Annotated in this window: 12 protein-coding genes; 7 read left to right on the forward strand and 5 right to left on the reverse strand. The window is 57.0% G+C overall.

What is annotated here, in order from left to right:
• Nucleotides 1-91: 91 nt before the first annotated feature.
• A complete protein-coding gene (gene fadR, locus AB8W27_RS08595) occupies nt 92-811 on the forward strand; it encodes a fatty acid metabolism transcriptional regulator FadR (protein WP_007762197.1) in 720 nt (239 codons plus the stop codon).
• A 61-nt stretch (nt 812-872) separates the two neighbouring features.
• On the opposite strand, the gene AB8W27_RS08600 is transcribed toward fadR, so the two are convergent.
• On the reverse strand, nt 873-2408 hold the full coding sequence (locus AB8W27_RS08600; protein ID WP_032807413.1) for a SpoVR family protein: 1536 nt from the start codon (nt 2406-2408) through the stop codon (nt 873-875).
• 323 nt (nt 2409-2731) lie between these two features.
• Between AB8W27_RS08600 and AB8W27_RS08605 the strand changes: the two genes are divergently transcribed.
• Nucleotides 2732-4030, forward strand: a complete 1299-nt coding sequence (locus tag AB8W27_RS08605) for a D-amino acid dehydrogenase (protein ID WP_041923648.1) — start codon at nt 2732-2734, stop codon at nt 4028-4030.
• A 12-nt stretch (nt 4031-4042) separates the two neighbouring features.
• The gene (dadX, locus tag AB8W27_RS08610) at nt 4043-5113 is read left to right on the forward strand and encodes a catabolic alanine racemase DadX (RefSeq protein ID WP_015741549.1); all 1071 of its coding nucleotides are present in this window, start codon (nt 4043-4045) and stop codon (nt 5111-5113) included.
• 72 nt (nt 5114-5185) lie between these two features.
• Here the strand turns inward: dadX and AB8W27_RS08615 are convergent, their stop codons facing one another.
• Nucleotides 5186-6916: a potassium/proton antiporter gene (locus tag AB8W27_RS08615; protein ID WP_015741548.1), complete on the reverse strand. Its 1731-nt coding sequence runs from the start codon at nt 6914-6916 to the stop codon at nt 5186-5188.
• Between the two features lie 263 nt (nt 6917-7179).
• Nucleotides 7180-8085, reverse strand: coding sequence for a LysR substrate-binding domain-containing protein (locus AB8W27_RS08620; protein WP_015741547.1), 906 nt, complete (start codon nt 8083-8085; stop codon nt 7180-7182).
• 126 nt (nt 8086-8211) lie between these two features.
• Here AB8W27_RS08620 and AB8W27_RS08625 point away from each other — a divergent pair, with 126 nt between their 5' ends.
• Nucleotides 8212-9270: an aldo/keto reductase gene (locus tag AB8W27_RS08625; RefSeq protein WP_015741546.1), complete on the forward strand. Its 1059-nt coding sequence runs from the start codon at nt 8212-8214 to the stop codon at nt 9268-9270.
• Nucleotides 9271-9325: 55 nt separating this feature from the next.
• The gene (locus AB8W27_RS08630) at nt 9326-9619 is read left to right on the forward strand and encodes a DUF1330 domain-containing protein (protein WP_015741545.1); all 294 of its coding nucleotides are present in this window, start codon (nt 9326-9328) and stop codon (nt 9617-9619) included.
• 64 nt (nt 9620-9683) lie between these two features.
• On the opposite strand, the gene AB8W27_RS08635 is transcribed toward AB8W27_RS08630, so the two are convergent.
• A complete protein-coding gene (locus tag AB8W27_RS08635; RefSeq protein WP_015741544.1) occupies nt 9684-11234 on the reverse strand; it encodes a methyl-accepting chemotaxis protein in 1551 nt (516 codons plus the stop codon).
• Between the two features lie 871 nt (nt 11235-12105).
• On the opposite strand from AB8W27_RS08635, the gene AB8W27_RS08640 reads away from it, so the two are divergent.
• Nucleotides 12106-12585, forward strand: coding sequence for a GNAT family N-acetyltransferase (locus AB8W27_RS08640; RefSeq protein WP_041923647.1), 480 nt, complete (start codon nt 12106-12108; stop codon nt 12583-12585).
• Nucleotides 12586-12726: 141 nt separating this feature from the next.
• A complete protein-coding gene (locus tag AB8W27_RS08645; RefSeq protein WP_015741542.1) occupies nt 12727-13263 on the forward strand; it encodes a hypothetical protein in 537 nt (178 codons plus the stop codon).
• Between the two features lie 148 nt (nt 13264-13411).
• Here AB8W27_RS08645 and ldcA read toward each other — a convergent pair whose 3' ends face one another.
• Nucleotides 13412-14350 (reverse strand): muramoyltetrapeptide carboxypeptidase, encoded by a 939-nt coding sequence (gene ldcA, locus AB8W27_RS08650; RefSeq protein ID WP_041923646.1) that lies wholly within the window; start codon nt 14348-14350, stop codon nt 13412-13414.
• Nucleotides 14351-14357 lie beyond the last annotated feature (7 nt).

The raw sequence follows: 14357 nt of genomic DNA on the forward strand, positions 1-14357 counted from the left end.
CCCTTTTTTTACATTTCGTCATGCTATCTGCGCCCCGGCGCGTCTGGTATGATGAGTGAATTTTGCATCTTAGGTGTATTGGAAGCTCATTATGGTAATTAAGGCGCAGAGCCCGGCGGGTTTCGCGGAAGAGTACATTGTTGAAAGCATCTGGAATAACCGCTTCCCTCCGGGATCTATTCTGCCTGCTGAACGCGAACTCTCTGAACTGATTGGTGTGACGCGCACCACCCTGCGCGAAGTATTACAGCGCCTGGCGCGCGACGGCTGGCTGACTATCCAGCACGGTAAGCCAACGAAAGTAAACAACTTCTGGGAAACCTCGGGCCTCAATATTCTCGAAACGCTGGCGCGTCTCGATCACGAAAGCGTGCCGCAACTTATCGACAATCTGTTGTCCGTGCGCACCAACATCGCGACGATTTTTATTCGCACCGCGCTGCGTATGCATCCGGAACGCGCACGTGAAGTGCTCGCAACGGCGGATGAAGTCGAAGATCACGCTGACGCTTTCGCGGAGCTGGACTACAACATTTTCCGCGGTCTGGCGTTTGCCTCCGGCAATCCGATTTACGGGCTTATCCTCAACGGCATGAAAGGGCTCTACACCCGCATCGGCCGCCACTATTTCTCGAACCCGGAAGCGCGCAGTCTGGCGCTGGGCTTTTACCATAAGCTCGGCACGCTTTCGCGCGAAGGGCAGCACGATCAGGTCTACGACGTGGTGCGTACTTACGGGCGCGAGAGCGGCGAGATCTGGCACCGGATGCAGAAAAACCTGCCGGGCGATCTGGCGATGCACAGCCGGTAATGGACGGCGCGCAGGCATAAAAAAGGCTTCCTTCGGGAAGCCTTTTTTGTTGCTGCGGGCGTCAGAGCGTGTTGATACGCGGCGGGCAGCGCTCCAGCAGCTCCACGCTGCCGTCTTCATTTTGCTGCTCCAGCAACACGTCGAAACCCCACAGGCGATGCACATGTTTCAGCACTTCGCGGCGGCCCTTATCGAGCGGCGCGCGGTGTTGCGGAATGTAGCGCAGCGTCAGCGCGCGGTCGCCGCGCAGGTTGACGTTCCACACCTGAATGTTCGGCTCCAGGTTGCTCAGGTTGTACTGAGCCGACAACTCGTTGCGAATCGCCCGGTAGCCCTCTTCGTTATGGATCGCCTCGATTTCCAGATAGTTGTTGCGATCGTCATCCAGCACCGTAAAGAGGCGGAAATCGCGCATCACTTTCGGCGACAGGAACTGGCTGATAAAGCTTTCGTCTTTGAAATCGCGCATCGCGAAATGCAGCGTTTGCAGCCAGTCGGAGCCTGCGATATCCGGGAACCAGTGGCGGTCTTCTTCGGTCGGGTTCTGACAGATACGTTTAATATCCTGGAACATGGCGAAACCGAGCGCATACGGATTGATGCCGCTGTACCACTGGCTGTTGTAGGGCGGCTGGAACACCACGTTGGTGTGACTGTGCAGAAACTCCAGCATAAAGCGATCGGTCACTTTCCCTTCATCGTAGAGATGGTTCAGGATGGTGTAGTGCCAGAACGTCGCCCAGCCTTCATTCATGACCTGGGTCTGTTTCTGCGGGTAGAAATACTGGCTCACCTTACGCACGATACGCAGGATCTCGCGCTGCCACGACTCCAGCAGCGGGGCGTTTTTCTCCATAAAATAGAGCAGGTTTTCCTGCGGCTCGGCCGGGAAGCGGTGATGCGCCTCGACGGCTTTCTCCTCTTCGCGTCTTGGCAGCGTGCGCCACAGCATATTGACCTGGCTTTGCAGATACTCTTCGCGGCTTTTCTGGCGCGCTTTCTCTTCCTGGAGCGAGATTTTCTGCGGGCGTTTGTAACGGTCGACGCCGTAGTTCATCAACGCATGGCACGAATCCAGCAGCTTTTCGACTTCATCAACGCCGTAGCGCTCTTCGCATTCGGTAATGTAGTGGCGCGCGAAAATCAGGTAGTCGACAATCGAGCTGGCGTCGGTCCAGCTGCGGAACAGGTAATTATTTTTGAAAAATGAGTTGTGACCGTAACAGGCGTGCGCCATCACCAGCGCCTGCATGGTGATGGTGTTCTCTTCCATCAGATACGCGATACACGGATTGGAGTTAATCACAATCTCGTAGGCGAGACCCTGCTGACCATGCTTATAGAGCCGCTCAGTCTCGATGAACTTTTTACCGAACGACCAGTGCGGGTAGTTAATCGGCATCCCGACGCTGGAGTAAGCGTCCATCATCTGTTCGGAGGTAATTATCTCAATCTGATGCGGGTAAGTGTCCAGCCGGTAGAGTTTCGCCACGCGATCGATTTCAGCGAGATAGACATCCAGTAGCTCAAATGTCCAGTCCGGCCCGTCGCTCAGACGTTGGGTATCCTTTTTCAGGGAATCAGTTACGGTAGCCATCAGCGCGCCCTCATTGTTAGCGGCTCTCATCCGGGGAGAGCCTTAATGTCAAGCATAGATCACCCCCGACTTATCAGCGCCACGGCAAAAATTTTTTCTGCGCGATTTCCTGAGCCTGCCTGTCGGTAAACGGCGGTCTCAACAGAATTTTATTTTGCCGGGTAGGGAAGGGAAGCAGGAGATCCTGAAAGCGCTATCCCCTTTGTGGCGGGGAAAGTTGTGAGTGGCTTCACCATAAAAAAGCCATATGTTGAATAATATTTTCTTCTGGGTTATCAATTTGTAATCAGTTAATTATTCTTTAGCCTGAGAAGGAAGAGGACATGCATGTAGTCGTGCTGGGGAGTGGAGTTGTCGGTGTCGCCAGCGCCTGGTATTTACGTCAGGCGGGGCACGAAGTGACGGTTATCGATCGCGAGCCGGGCCCGGCGCTGGAGACCAGCGCCGCCAACGCCGGCCAGATCTCGCCCGGTTATGCCGCGCCCTGGGCCGCGCCCGGCGTGCCGCTAAAAGCCATCAAGTGGATGTTCCAGCGTCACGCGCCGCTGGCCATCAGCCTTGACGGCACGCATTTTCAGCTTAAATGGATGTGGCAGATGCTGCGCAACTGCGACACCCGCCACTACATGCAGAATAAAGGCCGCATGGTGCGGCTCGCGGAATACAGCCGCGACTGCTTAAAAGCGCTGCGCGAATCTACCGGCATCCAGTATGAGGGTCGCCAGGGCGGGACGCTGCAACTGTTCCGCACCGAACAGCAGTATGAAAACGCCTCCCGTGATATCGCGGTGCTGGAGAGCGAAGGCGTCCCGTTCCGCCTGCTGAAAGCCGCTGAACTGGCGCAGGTTGAACCGGCGCTGGCGGAAGTGGCGCATAAGCTCACCGGCGGGCTGCAACTGCCGAACGACGAAACCGGCGACTGCCAGCTTTTCACCACGCGCCTTGCGCAGATGGCGGAAGCGGCGGGCGTGGTATTCCGTTACAACACGCCGGTGGACCGACTGCTTTCTGAAGGCCAGCGAATTTACGGCGTGAAATGCGGTGAGGAAATCATTAAGGCGGATGGCTATGTAATGGCGTTCGGCTCTTATTCCACCGCCATGCTCAAAGGTATCGTGGATATTCCGGTCTACCCGCTGAAGGGCTATTCGCTCACTATTCCGATTGCCGATGAAACCGGCGCGCCGGTTTCCACGGTGCTCGATGAAACTTATAAAATCGCCATTACGCGCTTTGATGACCGTATCCGCGTCGGCGGTATGGCTGAAATCGTCGGTTTTAACACCGAGTTGCTGAAGCCGCGTCAGGAGACGCTGGAAATGGTGGTGCGCGATCTCTACCCGCGCGGCGGGCATATCGAACAGGCGAAATTCTGGACCGGCCTGCGCCCGATGACGCCGGACGGCACGCCGGTGGTGGGGCGCACCGAATTTAAAAACCTGTGGCTCAATACCGGCCACGGCACGCTCGGCTGGACGATGGCCTGCGGCTCCGGCCAGCTTTTGAGCGATATTATCTCCGGTCGCACGCCCGCGATTCCGTTCGAGGACCTGTCGGTCGCCCGTTACGCGCCCGGCTTTACGCCGTCGTCTTCCCACCGCCTGCACGGCGCGCACCTCTGATAAGGAACCCGCATGTCTCGTCCGATACAGGCGAGCCTGGATTTGCAGGCTCTGCGTCACAACCTGGAAGTGGTGCGTCGCGCAGCTCCCCGGTCGCGCGTCTGGTCGGTGGTCAAGGCGAACGCCTACGGCCACGGGCTCGACCGCGTCTGGTCGGCGCTGGGCGCCACCGACGGGTTTGCGATGCTCAATCTCGAAGAGGCGATTCTGCTGCGCGAGCGCGGCTGGAAAGGCCCGATCCTGATGCTGGAAGGCTTTTTTCACGCCGATGAACTGCCGCTGTTCGATAAATACCGGCTCACCACCAGCGTACACAGCAACTGGCAGTTAAAGGCGCTGGCCGGGGCGAAGCTAAACGCCCCGCTGGATGTCTATCTCAAAATCAACAGCGGCATGAATCGCCTGGGCTTCACGCCGGAGCGGGTGCACAGCATCTGGCAGCAACTGAAAGCGATCGCCAACGTAGGGCAGATAACCCTGATGGCGCACTTTGCCGACGCCGACCGTCCGGACGGCATCGACGCGGCGATGGTGCGCATTGAGCAGGCGGCGGAAGGCATCGACGCGCCGCGCTCGCTCTCTAACTCCGCCGCCGCGCTCTGGCACCCGCAGGCGCATTTCGACTGGGTGCGCCCCGGCATCGTGCTCTACGGCGCGTCGCCGAGCGGGCAGTGGCGCGATATCGCCACCAGCGGCCTGCAACCGGTGATGACGCTGAAAAGCGAGATTATCGGCGTGCAGACCCTGAAGCCGGGCGATACCGTCGGCTACGGCAGCCGTTACCGCGCCATGGGCGAGCAGCGTATCGGGATTGTGGCGTGCGGTTATGCCGACGGTTATCCGCGTCACGCGCCGGACGGCGCGCCGGTGCTGGTGGACGGCGTGCGCACCGGGATTATCGGCACCGTCTCGATGGACATGCTGACGGTCGATCTCACGCCTTGCCCGCAAGCGGGCATCGGCAGTCCGGTGGAGCTGTGGGGCAACGAGATTAAAATTGACGATGTCGCCGCGGCCTGCGGCACGGTCGGGTATGAGCTGATGTGCGCGCTGGCGCCGCGCGTGCCGGTCAGCACACGCTAAAGGCGTAACGAAGGCCATAAAAAAGGGAAACCCATGGGTTTCCCTTTTGCTTTTATATATTGCAGCAGGCTGTTATTCGTCGTCGTCGTCGGCCACTTTCAGGCCGATGCGGCGGATCTGGTTGTTTTCTTTTTCCGCCACCGTCCACGTCATGCCCGCAAAATCCACCTGATCGCCCACGACAGGCGCGGCGCCAATCAGCGCCAGCACCACCTCGCCGATGGTGCGGTTTTGATCCACCGCCGACTGGTCATCCAGCCCGTAGATAAACGCTACATCGGAGAATTTCGCGTCCGCTTCGAGGATAAAATCGCCGAAGAACCGCTGGTCGAGCGCCACCGGCGGTGACTGGCTGAACAGCTTGCCAAGCGCAGGCAGGTCGCGCTCGCGGCCAATCACGCACAGCACATCGCCTTCACGCAGGCGGGTACTGCCGGTCGGGTGCATCAGCTGATTTTCACGAAACAGCGCTGCGATGCGCGTCTCTTTTGGCATATGCAGGTCGCGCAGCGCCGCGCCGACGCACCATTTATCAGCGCTCAGCTGGTAGACAAACTGCTCCCACGGGTTTTCCGGGTGAATATCCAGCCCCACGCGCGACTGCGGGCGACCCACTTCCGGCACCACCACTTTGGCCTTTTTCGCGGCCCAGCCGAGCGTCGTGCCCTGGAAGAGCAGCGACACCAGCACCACGAAGAACGCCACGTCGAAGAACAGATTCGCGCGTGGAAGCCCGGCCATCATCGGGAAAACGGCGAGGATAATCGGCACCGCGCCGCGCAGGCCCACCCAGCTGATAAACACACGCTCGCGCAGGCTAAACCCACGAAACGGCAGCAGCCCGGTAAAGATAGAGAGCGGTCGGGCAATGAAAATCATCCACAGCGACAGCAACAGCGCCGGGATGGCGATAGGCAGCAAATGTGACGGTGTCACCAGCAGGCCGAGCACCAGGAACATGCCGATCTGCGCAAGCCAGGCCAGGCCGTCAAAGGTTTGCTGAATACCGTAGCGGTTACGGATCGGTTTATTACCGAGCACAAAGCCGCAAAGGTAAACCGCCAGAATGCCGCTGCCATCCAGCGCCGTCGTCACCGAGAAGACCATGATGCCGCCGCTTAACGCCAGCAGCGGGTAGAGCCCGGAAGGCAGTGGAATACGGTTGATGGTTTTTAAAAGCAGCCAGCCGCCGCCCAGGCCAATGAGTATCCCGAGCCCGAACTGCTGAATAATGTGCACCAGGAACATCCAGCTCAGCGCGGTCTCATGTTCCTGAATCATTGAAATCAGCGTGATGGTGAGAAACACCGCCATCGGATCGTTACTGCCGGACTCAATCTCAAGCGTAGAACTGACGCGCTCGTTCAGGCCTTTGCCGCCGAGCAGCGAGAAGACCGCCGCAGCGTCGGTAGAGCCGACTATCGCGCCAATCAGCAGCCCTTCCATGATGTCCAGATGAAACAGCCACGCGGCGGCCATGCCGGTGAGGCCCGAGGTGATAAGCACCCCGACGGTCGCGAGCGACAGCGCAGGCCCGAGAGCGACTCTGAAGGAGCTTGCCTGGGTGCGCATCCCGCCATCAAGCAGGATCACGGCCAGCGCCAGGTTACTTATCAGATACGCGAAAGGGTAGTTGTCAAACGGAATTCCGCCCACGCCATCCACGCCCGCAAGCATGCCGATAGCCAGGAAAATCACCAGAATGGGGATACCAAGACGTGACGAGAATGAACTTAACAGGATACTGCAGGTGACCAGTACCGAACCCAGAATAAAAAGACTAATTATCGTCCCGGCGTCCAACGTGCGCACTCTCCTCTGCTGATGGGTTTTTTAAAAACTTAACATACTAATTATGAATCAATCGGTTTAATTAGCACGGTGAATGACCTTTTCCGGGTGTTTCCGAGTGGATCGTTAACTTCAGGGTAACAGAGGGCGCCGATCCGCCGGTTAGCATTTCGCAACGTTTTAAGCCGGGATGCGATGTTCATCGACAGTTCGGGATTTGTCTTACGTCTGCCGGGCGTCTCAACGCGTCTGGCCCGCTGTCACGCTGACTGGCATCACGCAAAGTACGGTTGCAGGATCTCTTCCGTCCAGCGCATGAAGACTCTGACGCGCTGGGATAAATTGCGCCGGTGCGCAATGACAAAAGCCGCATCCAGCGGCTCGGGACGGAGCTCAGGCAACACTTCCACCAGCGCGCCGCGCGCCATATAAGGCGCGAGGGTGGAATAGCCGCCCTGAATCAGGCCCAGGCCCGCCAGTCCCGCCCGGTGATACGCCTGTACGCTGTTGACGCTTACCGCGCCCGGCAGCATCAGCGAGGCATAACCCTCTTTCGTCGGATACTCCCAGCCATACGGCTTTGAGCCAAAACGGCGCACATAATGCACCATCCGGTGCCCCTGGCGGGTAAGATCCTCCAGCGTCTGCGGGACGCCGACGCGCGCCAGATAGTCCGGGCTTGCGGCATTAACCATGCGTAATTTTCCGAGCGGCCGGGCAACCAGCGTTTCATCAACGACAGGCCCAAGGCGGATCACGCAGTCAAATCCTTCCTGAATCAGATCGACCCGGCGATCGGTGCTGGAAAGCTCCAGTTCGAGTTCCGGGTGGGCGTCCAGCAGCTGCGGCAGGGCAGGGATCACCACGTTTTCCGCTAACACTGCCGGCATATCGACCCGTAAGCGCCCGCGAAGCGCCGTCTCACTCTGAGAAAACATGGATTTCAGCTCGTCGGCTTCCGCGAGCAGATCGCGCGCGCGGGTATAAAACGCCCGTCCTTCTTCCGTCAGTTGCACGGTACGCGTGGTCCGGTTCAGAAGCGTGGCGCCTATCTCCTGTTCAAGCTCGCGCACCACCACGGAGGCGCGGCCTTTCTGGATCCCTAAGCTTTCCGCAGCCTGCGTAAAGCTCTTCATTTCCGCCACGCGCGCAAAAATCATCAGCGGCTCAAGGTTTCTCATTGTTATTCTCGCAAGCAACAGTGTGTTCTTTTTCGGCGTATTTATACCGATATTAATACTTAATAGACTGCTTTCACACCGACGGACAACCAGAGCGTCAGGCGCTCATGCAAAAAGGATCATTGTGTGAAATATAAACAACTCGGACGGACAGGCATGTTCGTGTCAGAACTGTGCCTCGGCACGATGACGCTCGGCGGTAACGCCGACGCGGGCGTGTGGTCTTCCATCGGCGCGGTCGCGCAGGAAGAGGCCAACCAGCTTATCGCGCAGGCGCTGGCGGGCGGCATTAATTTTATTGATACCGCTGATATTTACTCCTTCGGCCAGTCGGAGCGCATTACAGGCATTGCGCTGAAAGCACTCGGCGTGGCGCGCAGCGACATTATTCTCGCGACCAAAACGGGCGGCGTGATGGGGAAAGGGCCTAACGATCGGGGCGCGTCGCGCGGGCACATTATGGATTCCGTGCAAAGGAGCCTGGAGCGGTTGCAGGTCGACCATATCGATTTATACCAGATCCACGCCAGCGACAGCGTCACGCCGGTAGAGGAGACGCTGCGCGCGCTTGACGATTTGACCCGTCAGGGCCTGGTTCGCTATGTCGGCGTCTCCAACTGGGCCGCTGGCCGCCTCGGTAAAGCGCTGGGCCTGAGCGAGGCGCTTCATGCCACGCGCTTTGAAACATTGCAGGCCTATTATTCCATTGCCAGCCGCGACATTGAGCGCGAACTGGCGCCGCTGGTCAGCGAGGAAAATCTGGGGCTTCTCGTCTGGTCACCGCTCGCGGGCGGCTTGCTGTCCGGCAAATTCGGGCCGGGCGCCCCCGAAGCGAGCGATGCGCGCCGCAGCACCTTCGATTTCCCGCCTGTCGACCGCGGCCTGGCCTGGCAATGCGTCGCCGAAATGCGGGTTATCGCACAGGCGCGTTCGGTATCGGTCAGCCAGATAGCGCTCGCCTGGCTCCTTGCCCGCCCTGCGGTCACCAGCGTCATTATCGGGGTAAAACGGCGGAAGCAGCTCACCGATAATCTTGGCGCGAGCAACATTACGCTTAGCGCCGAAGAACTGGCGCGTCTTGATACGGTAAGCGCGCTGCCGCCGCATTACCCGGCATGGATGATTGCGCGACAGGAGGCCCAGCGCTACCCACAACCCGCGGGCATCCATGCAGAGAATCTCTAACCCGTCAGGCGCTTGATGCGCGTGCGTAAAATCCACTGTTGATAAGGAAAGGAAAATGAAAAAAGGCTATCTGGTGGCTCACGTCACCATCACCGATCCGGCTGCCTACGCGGACTATGCTGAGGCCGCCGCGCAAGCCATGCAGCCCTTTAACCCGAAAATCGTGGCCTGGTCAGGGCAGTATGAAAACCTGGAGGGCGAAACGCATGAAAAACATATCGTTCTGGAATTTGATTCGTTTGACGACGCAAAGCGCTTTTATGAAAGCCCGGCGTATCAGGCCGCCAGAGCAATGCGCGCCAAAGCGGCGAGCGGTACGCTGGTGTTAGTGGAAGGGCCGGAAGTTTGATCTGCTGAGCGTTGATGTCCGCTTCGTGAAGGAAGCGGACATCAACCTTATCCCGTTGCGTGTATCAGGCGAGTTTAAAAATCGCCGTCGAGCGGTTTAGCTGCGCCGCCTGATCTTCCAGCGACGCGGCCGCGGCCGCCGCCTCCTGAACCAGCGCGGCGTTTTGCTGGGTCACTTCATCCATCTGATTGATAGCGATGCCCACATGCTCAATACCGTTAACCTGCTCGCCGGAGGCGGTATAGATCTCAGACATAATTGTCGAGACGTTGCCGATCGCCGTGACGATCCCGGTCATGGTTTTGCCCGCCTGCGCGACCAGATCGGTGCCCTCCGATATGCGGTAATTCGACGTTTCAATCAGCGCTTTAATCTCTTTTGCCGCGGTCGAACTGCGCTGCGCGAGCGCGCGGACTTCGCTTGCCACCACGGCGAAACCGCGGCCCTGCTCGCCAGCGCGAGCCGCTTCCACCGCGGCGTTGAGCGCCAGAATATTGGTCTGGAAAGCAATGCTTTCAATGGTGCCGATAATATCGACCACGCTTTTTGAACTGTCAAAAATGGCCGCCATGGTGACGACGACTTTATCCACCACGTCGCCGCCCTGTTTCGCGACCTCGGACGCATCGGACGCCAGGCTGCTGGCGCTTTGCGCGTTAGAGGCGTTTTGCCTTACGGTCGCCGTCAGTTGCTCCATGCTGGCTGAGGTCTCTTCCAGCGAGGCGGCCTGCTGTTCCGTTCGCGCAGAGAGATCGGTATTGCCCATCGCGACTTCTTTAGAGGCGTTGTCGATAGAGGACGCGGCGGTCTGAATATCAGCGACCACCTTTTTGAGCTGCTCCTGCATGGCGGTAAGGGTGTCGATCAACACACCGGTTTCATCTTTTGAATGCGCCACCAGACGGGTAGAAAGATCGCCTGCGGCAATCGCCTGGGCCGCTTTTACCGCTTCCCCAAGCGGAAGGGTAATGGAGCGGGCAAGGACATAGCCTAAAGCGGAAGCGACGAGGACACCTAATAGCGCGCCGATAAACAGGGTCAGCTGGGTCTTCGTTTCAACGGAGTCGACAGAATGCTGGCGTTCGCCGAGCAGATTTTTTTCGTCGTTGACGATGTCATCAATGGTTTTACGCATTTGATCCATCTGCAGCTTGCCCGTGTTGGCTTCAAAGGCGGCATTGAAATCTGCCTGCGTCATTGTTCCGGCATTAAGCGCGCGACGGTTTTCCAGCAGTTCAGTGACAAACTTATCCCGCCACTCTTGCTCCTGTTTAAGCAAATTATTCAGGCGCGTCTGCTGAGCAGCGTTATCCGCCGTTAAGCCTTTCGTTTCCTGCAAGAGTTTACCGAAATCCTCTTTGCCTGCATTCCACGGAGCCAGCATTTCCTCTTTACCATTAATGGCATAGCCGCGCAGACCGGTCTCCATATTCACCAGACTTTGAGTAAGGCCACGGCTTTTATCAATGACGCGCCAGCTATGAATGTTCCATGCGTTGGTATTAACGATGCTGGAAAAGTTATTGTAGAACGTTGCACATAATAACAGCAGCAAAGCTAAAACAGCGCCAAAGGCAAAAAAGAACTTTTTCGTGATAGGTAAATTCCTGAACATTTAAACCTCGTCCTGAATAAGGTGACAGAGCCGCGTGAAGCGCCGTAAACAGATAAGTTATCGGCATGGCTTTTTCTGGCTTTAACTAAAATTGATAAAAGCAGGGGAGGCGGAGAATATATCCTTTCAGGCTTTTTTGTTTTGTGGCTGTTTTCAAATGGATAGCTCACGATAAAGGCAGGCGCCGCTGTCAGAGTCTATTCGTTGCGGCGTTTCTGCGGCCCCAAAAATGAAAGGAGAGCCTTTACGAGCCAGCGACATCAGACGGTAATCTTCTCCCTGACTGTGCAAAACGGGGGAGGCGCCGTTTCCTCACGCGGCCAGCCTCAGGCGACGATGAAGTGAGTTCATCTCCTGTGCGCCGCGCTGTAACGCGCTGCCAGTTACCGTCCGCGTACAGCAACTGGCCTGGCCATTACCGGCAAACAGTACGGCAGAGATATATACTCGTCAGATTCAACTGCGTTGGCGCATAAATATTCCGTTTGTGATGAGAGATTTAAATAAGAACTGAATCATGATGATCCTCATTAGCTGATGACTACAGATGAGTAAAACAATTGAGTTAATGCAGCGCTATTAAACGACACGGCTAAAAATAATAAATTCAATAACATGTTTGCTTTCATTATGGATTACTTTCATGGCAGAGAATGCCCCCTACGAGAATGTAAGGTTTGATTTATCCATTTTTTACGGCGAGCCACGAAGCATTAAGAGGGGCTGCTTGTCGCGCATACCGAAGCCCCGGCCGGGGACTTTTATGCTGACAGCGTTAGCGGGAAGCTTTATTGTGACAACCGATAACGAAAGACGGCGGTTGCTCTGAGAAAACGATGCGACCGCTCTGCTGAGAAAAAAAGGAGCACCCATGCTGACGTTTCGCCCTATGCGTGAGGAGGAATATCCCGCTTATCTGGAGTATTTCATTACGGATTATGCGCAAGAAATTGCCGCCAACTATCGGCTTTCTGAGGAAGAGGCGCTGACAAGCGCAAAACAGGAGATTGCCGCCACGCTTCCCGAAGGCGTGAATACACCGGGCCATGTATTGTTGTGTCTGCTGGTGCAAGATGAGAGCAACCACAAGCATACGGGTTACCTCTGGTATAAACCCGATCCCGGTATGCAAACCGTTTTCATTTATGATTTTCATATTTTCACCGCCTGCCAGGGGCGGGGACTGGGTAAAGACGCGCTTCGGGCGTTTGAGGATGAAATGCGGGCCAGGGGTGTTGAGCAGATCAGGCTTCGCGTGGCAGGCGATAATGCGCGAGCACGCCATGTCTACGAGGCCAGCGGGTTTGGAGTGACGGGCATCAATATGAGCAAGAGTATCAAACGTGAATAAGGGCAGGCGGGCGAACGTATTGGGGCATATTGCTTGTAAGTGAAAGCTGAAGCGTTCCGCTGATATCCCGTTTTCTTATACGTCTGTCTTTCTGCCCGAGGTGAGCGCCAGAGGGCATTTAATTTTACAAGGATCCAAACCATGCCATTGCCGGAAAGGATGAGACCGACCAACGTCAGCAATAAAACCATTAATGCGCTGTCAAAAAAAGCGGAAATGATCCTTGCTAAAATTGATGAAGGCGCTGATCAGGATGATCCCATGTTGTTAAACATGATGGCCGAATGGAATAAGCCGGTGGCGTGCCCCTGCACGTTTTCTGATTTCAGAGACTTTTCCTCCTGGACCAGCGCCAGTAATTTTACCCGGATGGCCTTTAATCTGTCGAAATTTTACCCGGACTTTACCTGGGCCGAGTTAATTCAAACCATCACGTTCATCTGTGAATGTGAGGGCAAAGAGTCTGAACAAGACTTCGCGATTTCATTACTTGAGAGCAATTTTGACGCTAATCCATCCGATTTGATTTTTTGGCCGGATAGCTGGTTCCAGGACCCTGAAATGTCAGAGGTTGATCTCAGCGCCGAAGAGATTGCCGGATACTTGATGGCCCGCTCAGGCAGACATTTAGCTGATGCGCCTGAGATAGCGTTGAGATACCCGGTACCTGCAAAATAAGGCGTATGACACAGTTGGCAGCAACAGGTTAATGCGCCCTGTTTTATAAAATAGCAGCAGGGCCAGCGTCCGCTTTCCGCGCCAGGGCCCGCTTAAACAGCACGCTCACCATTTTACCCTGAGCAGTCTGGTTGCTCAGGCGTAGCCTTCACCTCATAAACCCCTTTGCCGCCGCAACAGGCAACACCGGATGACCGCTGAGGCGCAGCTGCGCGCGTTCGCCATCGTGGCGCAGTTCGCCATGCGCGCCGAGCGGCAGCGTGACGGTCTCCTGCTCATGGCCGAACGCAAGGCCGGTCAGCACCGGGATCGCGAGCCGCTCGCGCAGAAGGGCGGCAACGCTCTCAAGATTATAACCGTCGTCGTAATCGTTGACGGCGGCGGCGGTGAAGCTCCCCAGGATAAGCGCTTTCTGGCGCGCCAGAATTCCGGCGGCGTGCAGTTGCAGTAACATACGTTCAACGCGGAACGGGTGTTCATTGATGTCTTCCACCACCAGAATGCCGCCCTCAATGACCGGCATCCACGGCGTACCGGTGATGGACGCCAGCATCGCCAGATTACCGCCCCAGACGGTGCCTGCGGTTTCGCAGGGCGCGCCGTCGCTGCGCCACGCCAGCGTAAATTGCGGTTCGGTCAGCGCCTGCCAGAAGTGTCGCCAGGTAAAATCGTTCATCTCCGGCGCGCCGAAATTACCGGCCAGCATCGGCCCGCTGAACGTCACCGTATTGCTGCGGGCCAGCAGGAGCATCTGTAGCGCCGTGAAATCGCTGTGGCCGCAAATCAGCAGCGGATTTTCCCGCTGGCGGGCGATTAAGGGCTGCGGATCAAAGCGCTCCAGCAGGCGTGTCATCCCGTAGCCGCCGCGTACCGGCATCACGATCGGGGTATTTTCAGACAATGCGCTTAAGGTCTGTAAATCGCCAAGACGCTCATCGTCACACCCGGCGAAACGCTGCATCCGGCGTGTGATAACCTGCTGATTTTTTACCGTTATTCCGGCATCTTCCAGACGGCGCACCCCGCGCCAGGCGGCGTCCTGATTAATGCAGTAACCCGACGGGGCGATGAGATGAACAGAGACCATAACAAAT

Source organism: Cronobacter turicensis (assembly GCF_041222865.1).
Lineage (GTDB): Bacteria > Pseudomonadota > Gammaproteobacteria > Enterobacterales > Enterobacteriaceae > Cronobacter > Cronobacter turicensis.

Excerpts from the sequence above, each read along its gene's own strand:
- fadR (WP_007762197.1), top strand. The coding sequence starts at position 92 with ATGGTAATTAAGGCGCAGAGCCCGGCGGGTTTCGCGGAAGAGTACATT.
- AB8W27_RS08640 (WP_041923647.1), top strand. The coding sequence starts at position 12,106 with ATGCTGACGTTTCGCCCTATGCGTGAGGAGGAATATCCCGCTTATCTG.
- AB8W27_RS08630 (WP_015741545.1), top strand. The coding sequence starts at position 9,326 with ATGAAAAAAGGCTATCTGGTGGCTCACGTCACCATCACCGATCCGGCT.
- AB8W27_RS08645 (WP_015741542.1), top strand. The coding sequence starts at position 12,727 with ATGCCATTGCCGGAAAGGATGAGACCGACCAACGTCAGCAATAAAACC.
- AB8W27_RS08620 (WP_015741547.1), bottom strand. The coding sequence starts at position 8,085 with ATGAGAAACCTTGAGCCGCTGATGATTTTTGCGCGCGTGGCGGAAATG.
- AB8W27_RS08600 (WP_032807413.1), bottom strand. The coding sequence starts at position 2,408 with ATGGCTACCGTAACTGATTCCCTGAAAAAGGATACCCAACGTCTGAGC.
- dadX (WP_015741549.1), top strand. The coding sequence starts at position 4,043 with ATGTCTCGTCCGATACAGGCGAGCCTGGATTTGCAGGCTCTGCGTCAC.
- ldcA (WP_041923646.1), bottom strand. The coding sequence starts at position 14,350 with ATGGTCTCTGTTCATCTCATCGCCCCGTCGGGTTACTGCATTAATCAG.
- AB8W27_RS08635 (WP_015741544.1), bottom strand. The coding sequence starts at position 11,234 with ATGTTCAGGAATTTACCTATCACGAAAAAGTTCTTTTTTGCCTTTGGC.
- AB8W27_RS08605 (WP_041923648.1), top strand. The coding sequence starts at position 2,732 with ATGCATGTAGTCGTGCTGGGGAGTGGAGTTGTCGGTGTCGCCAGCGCC.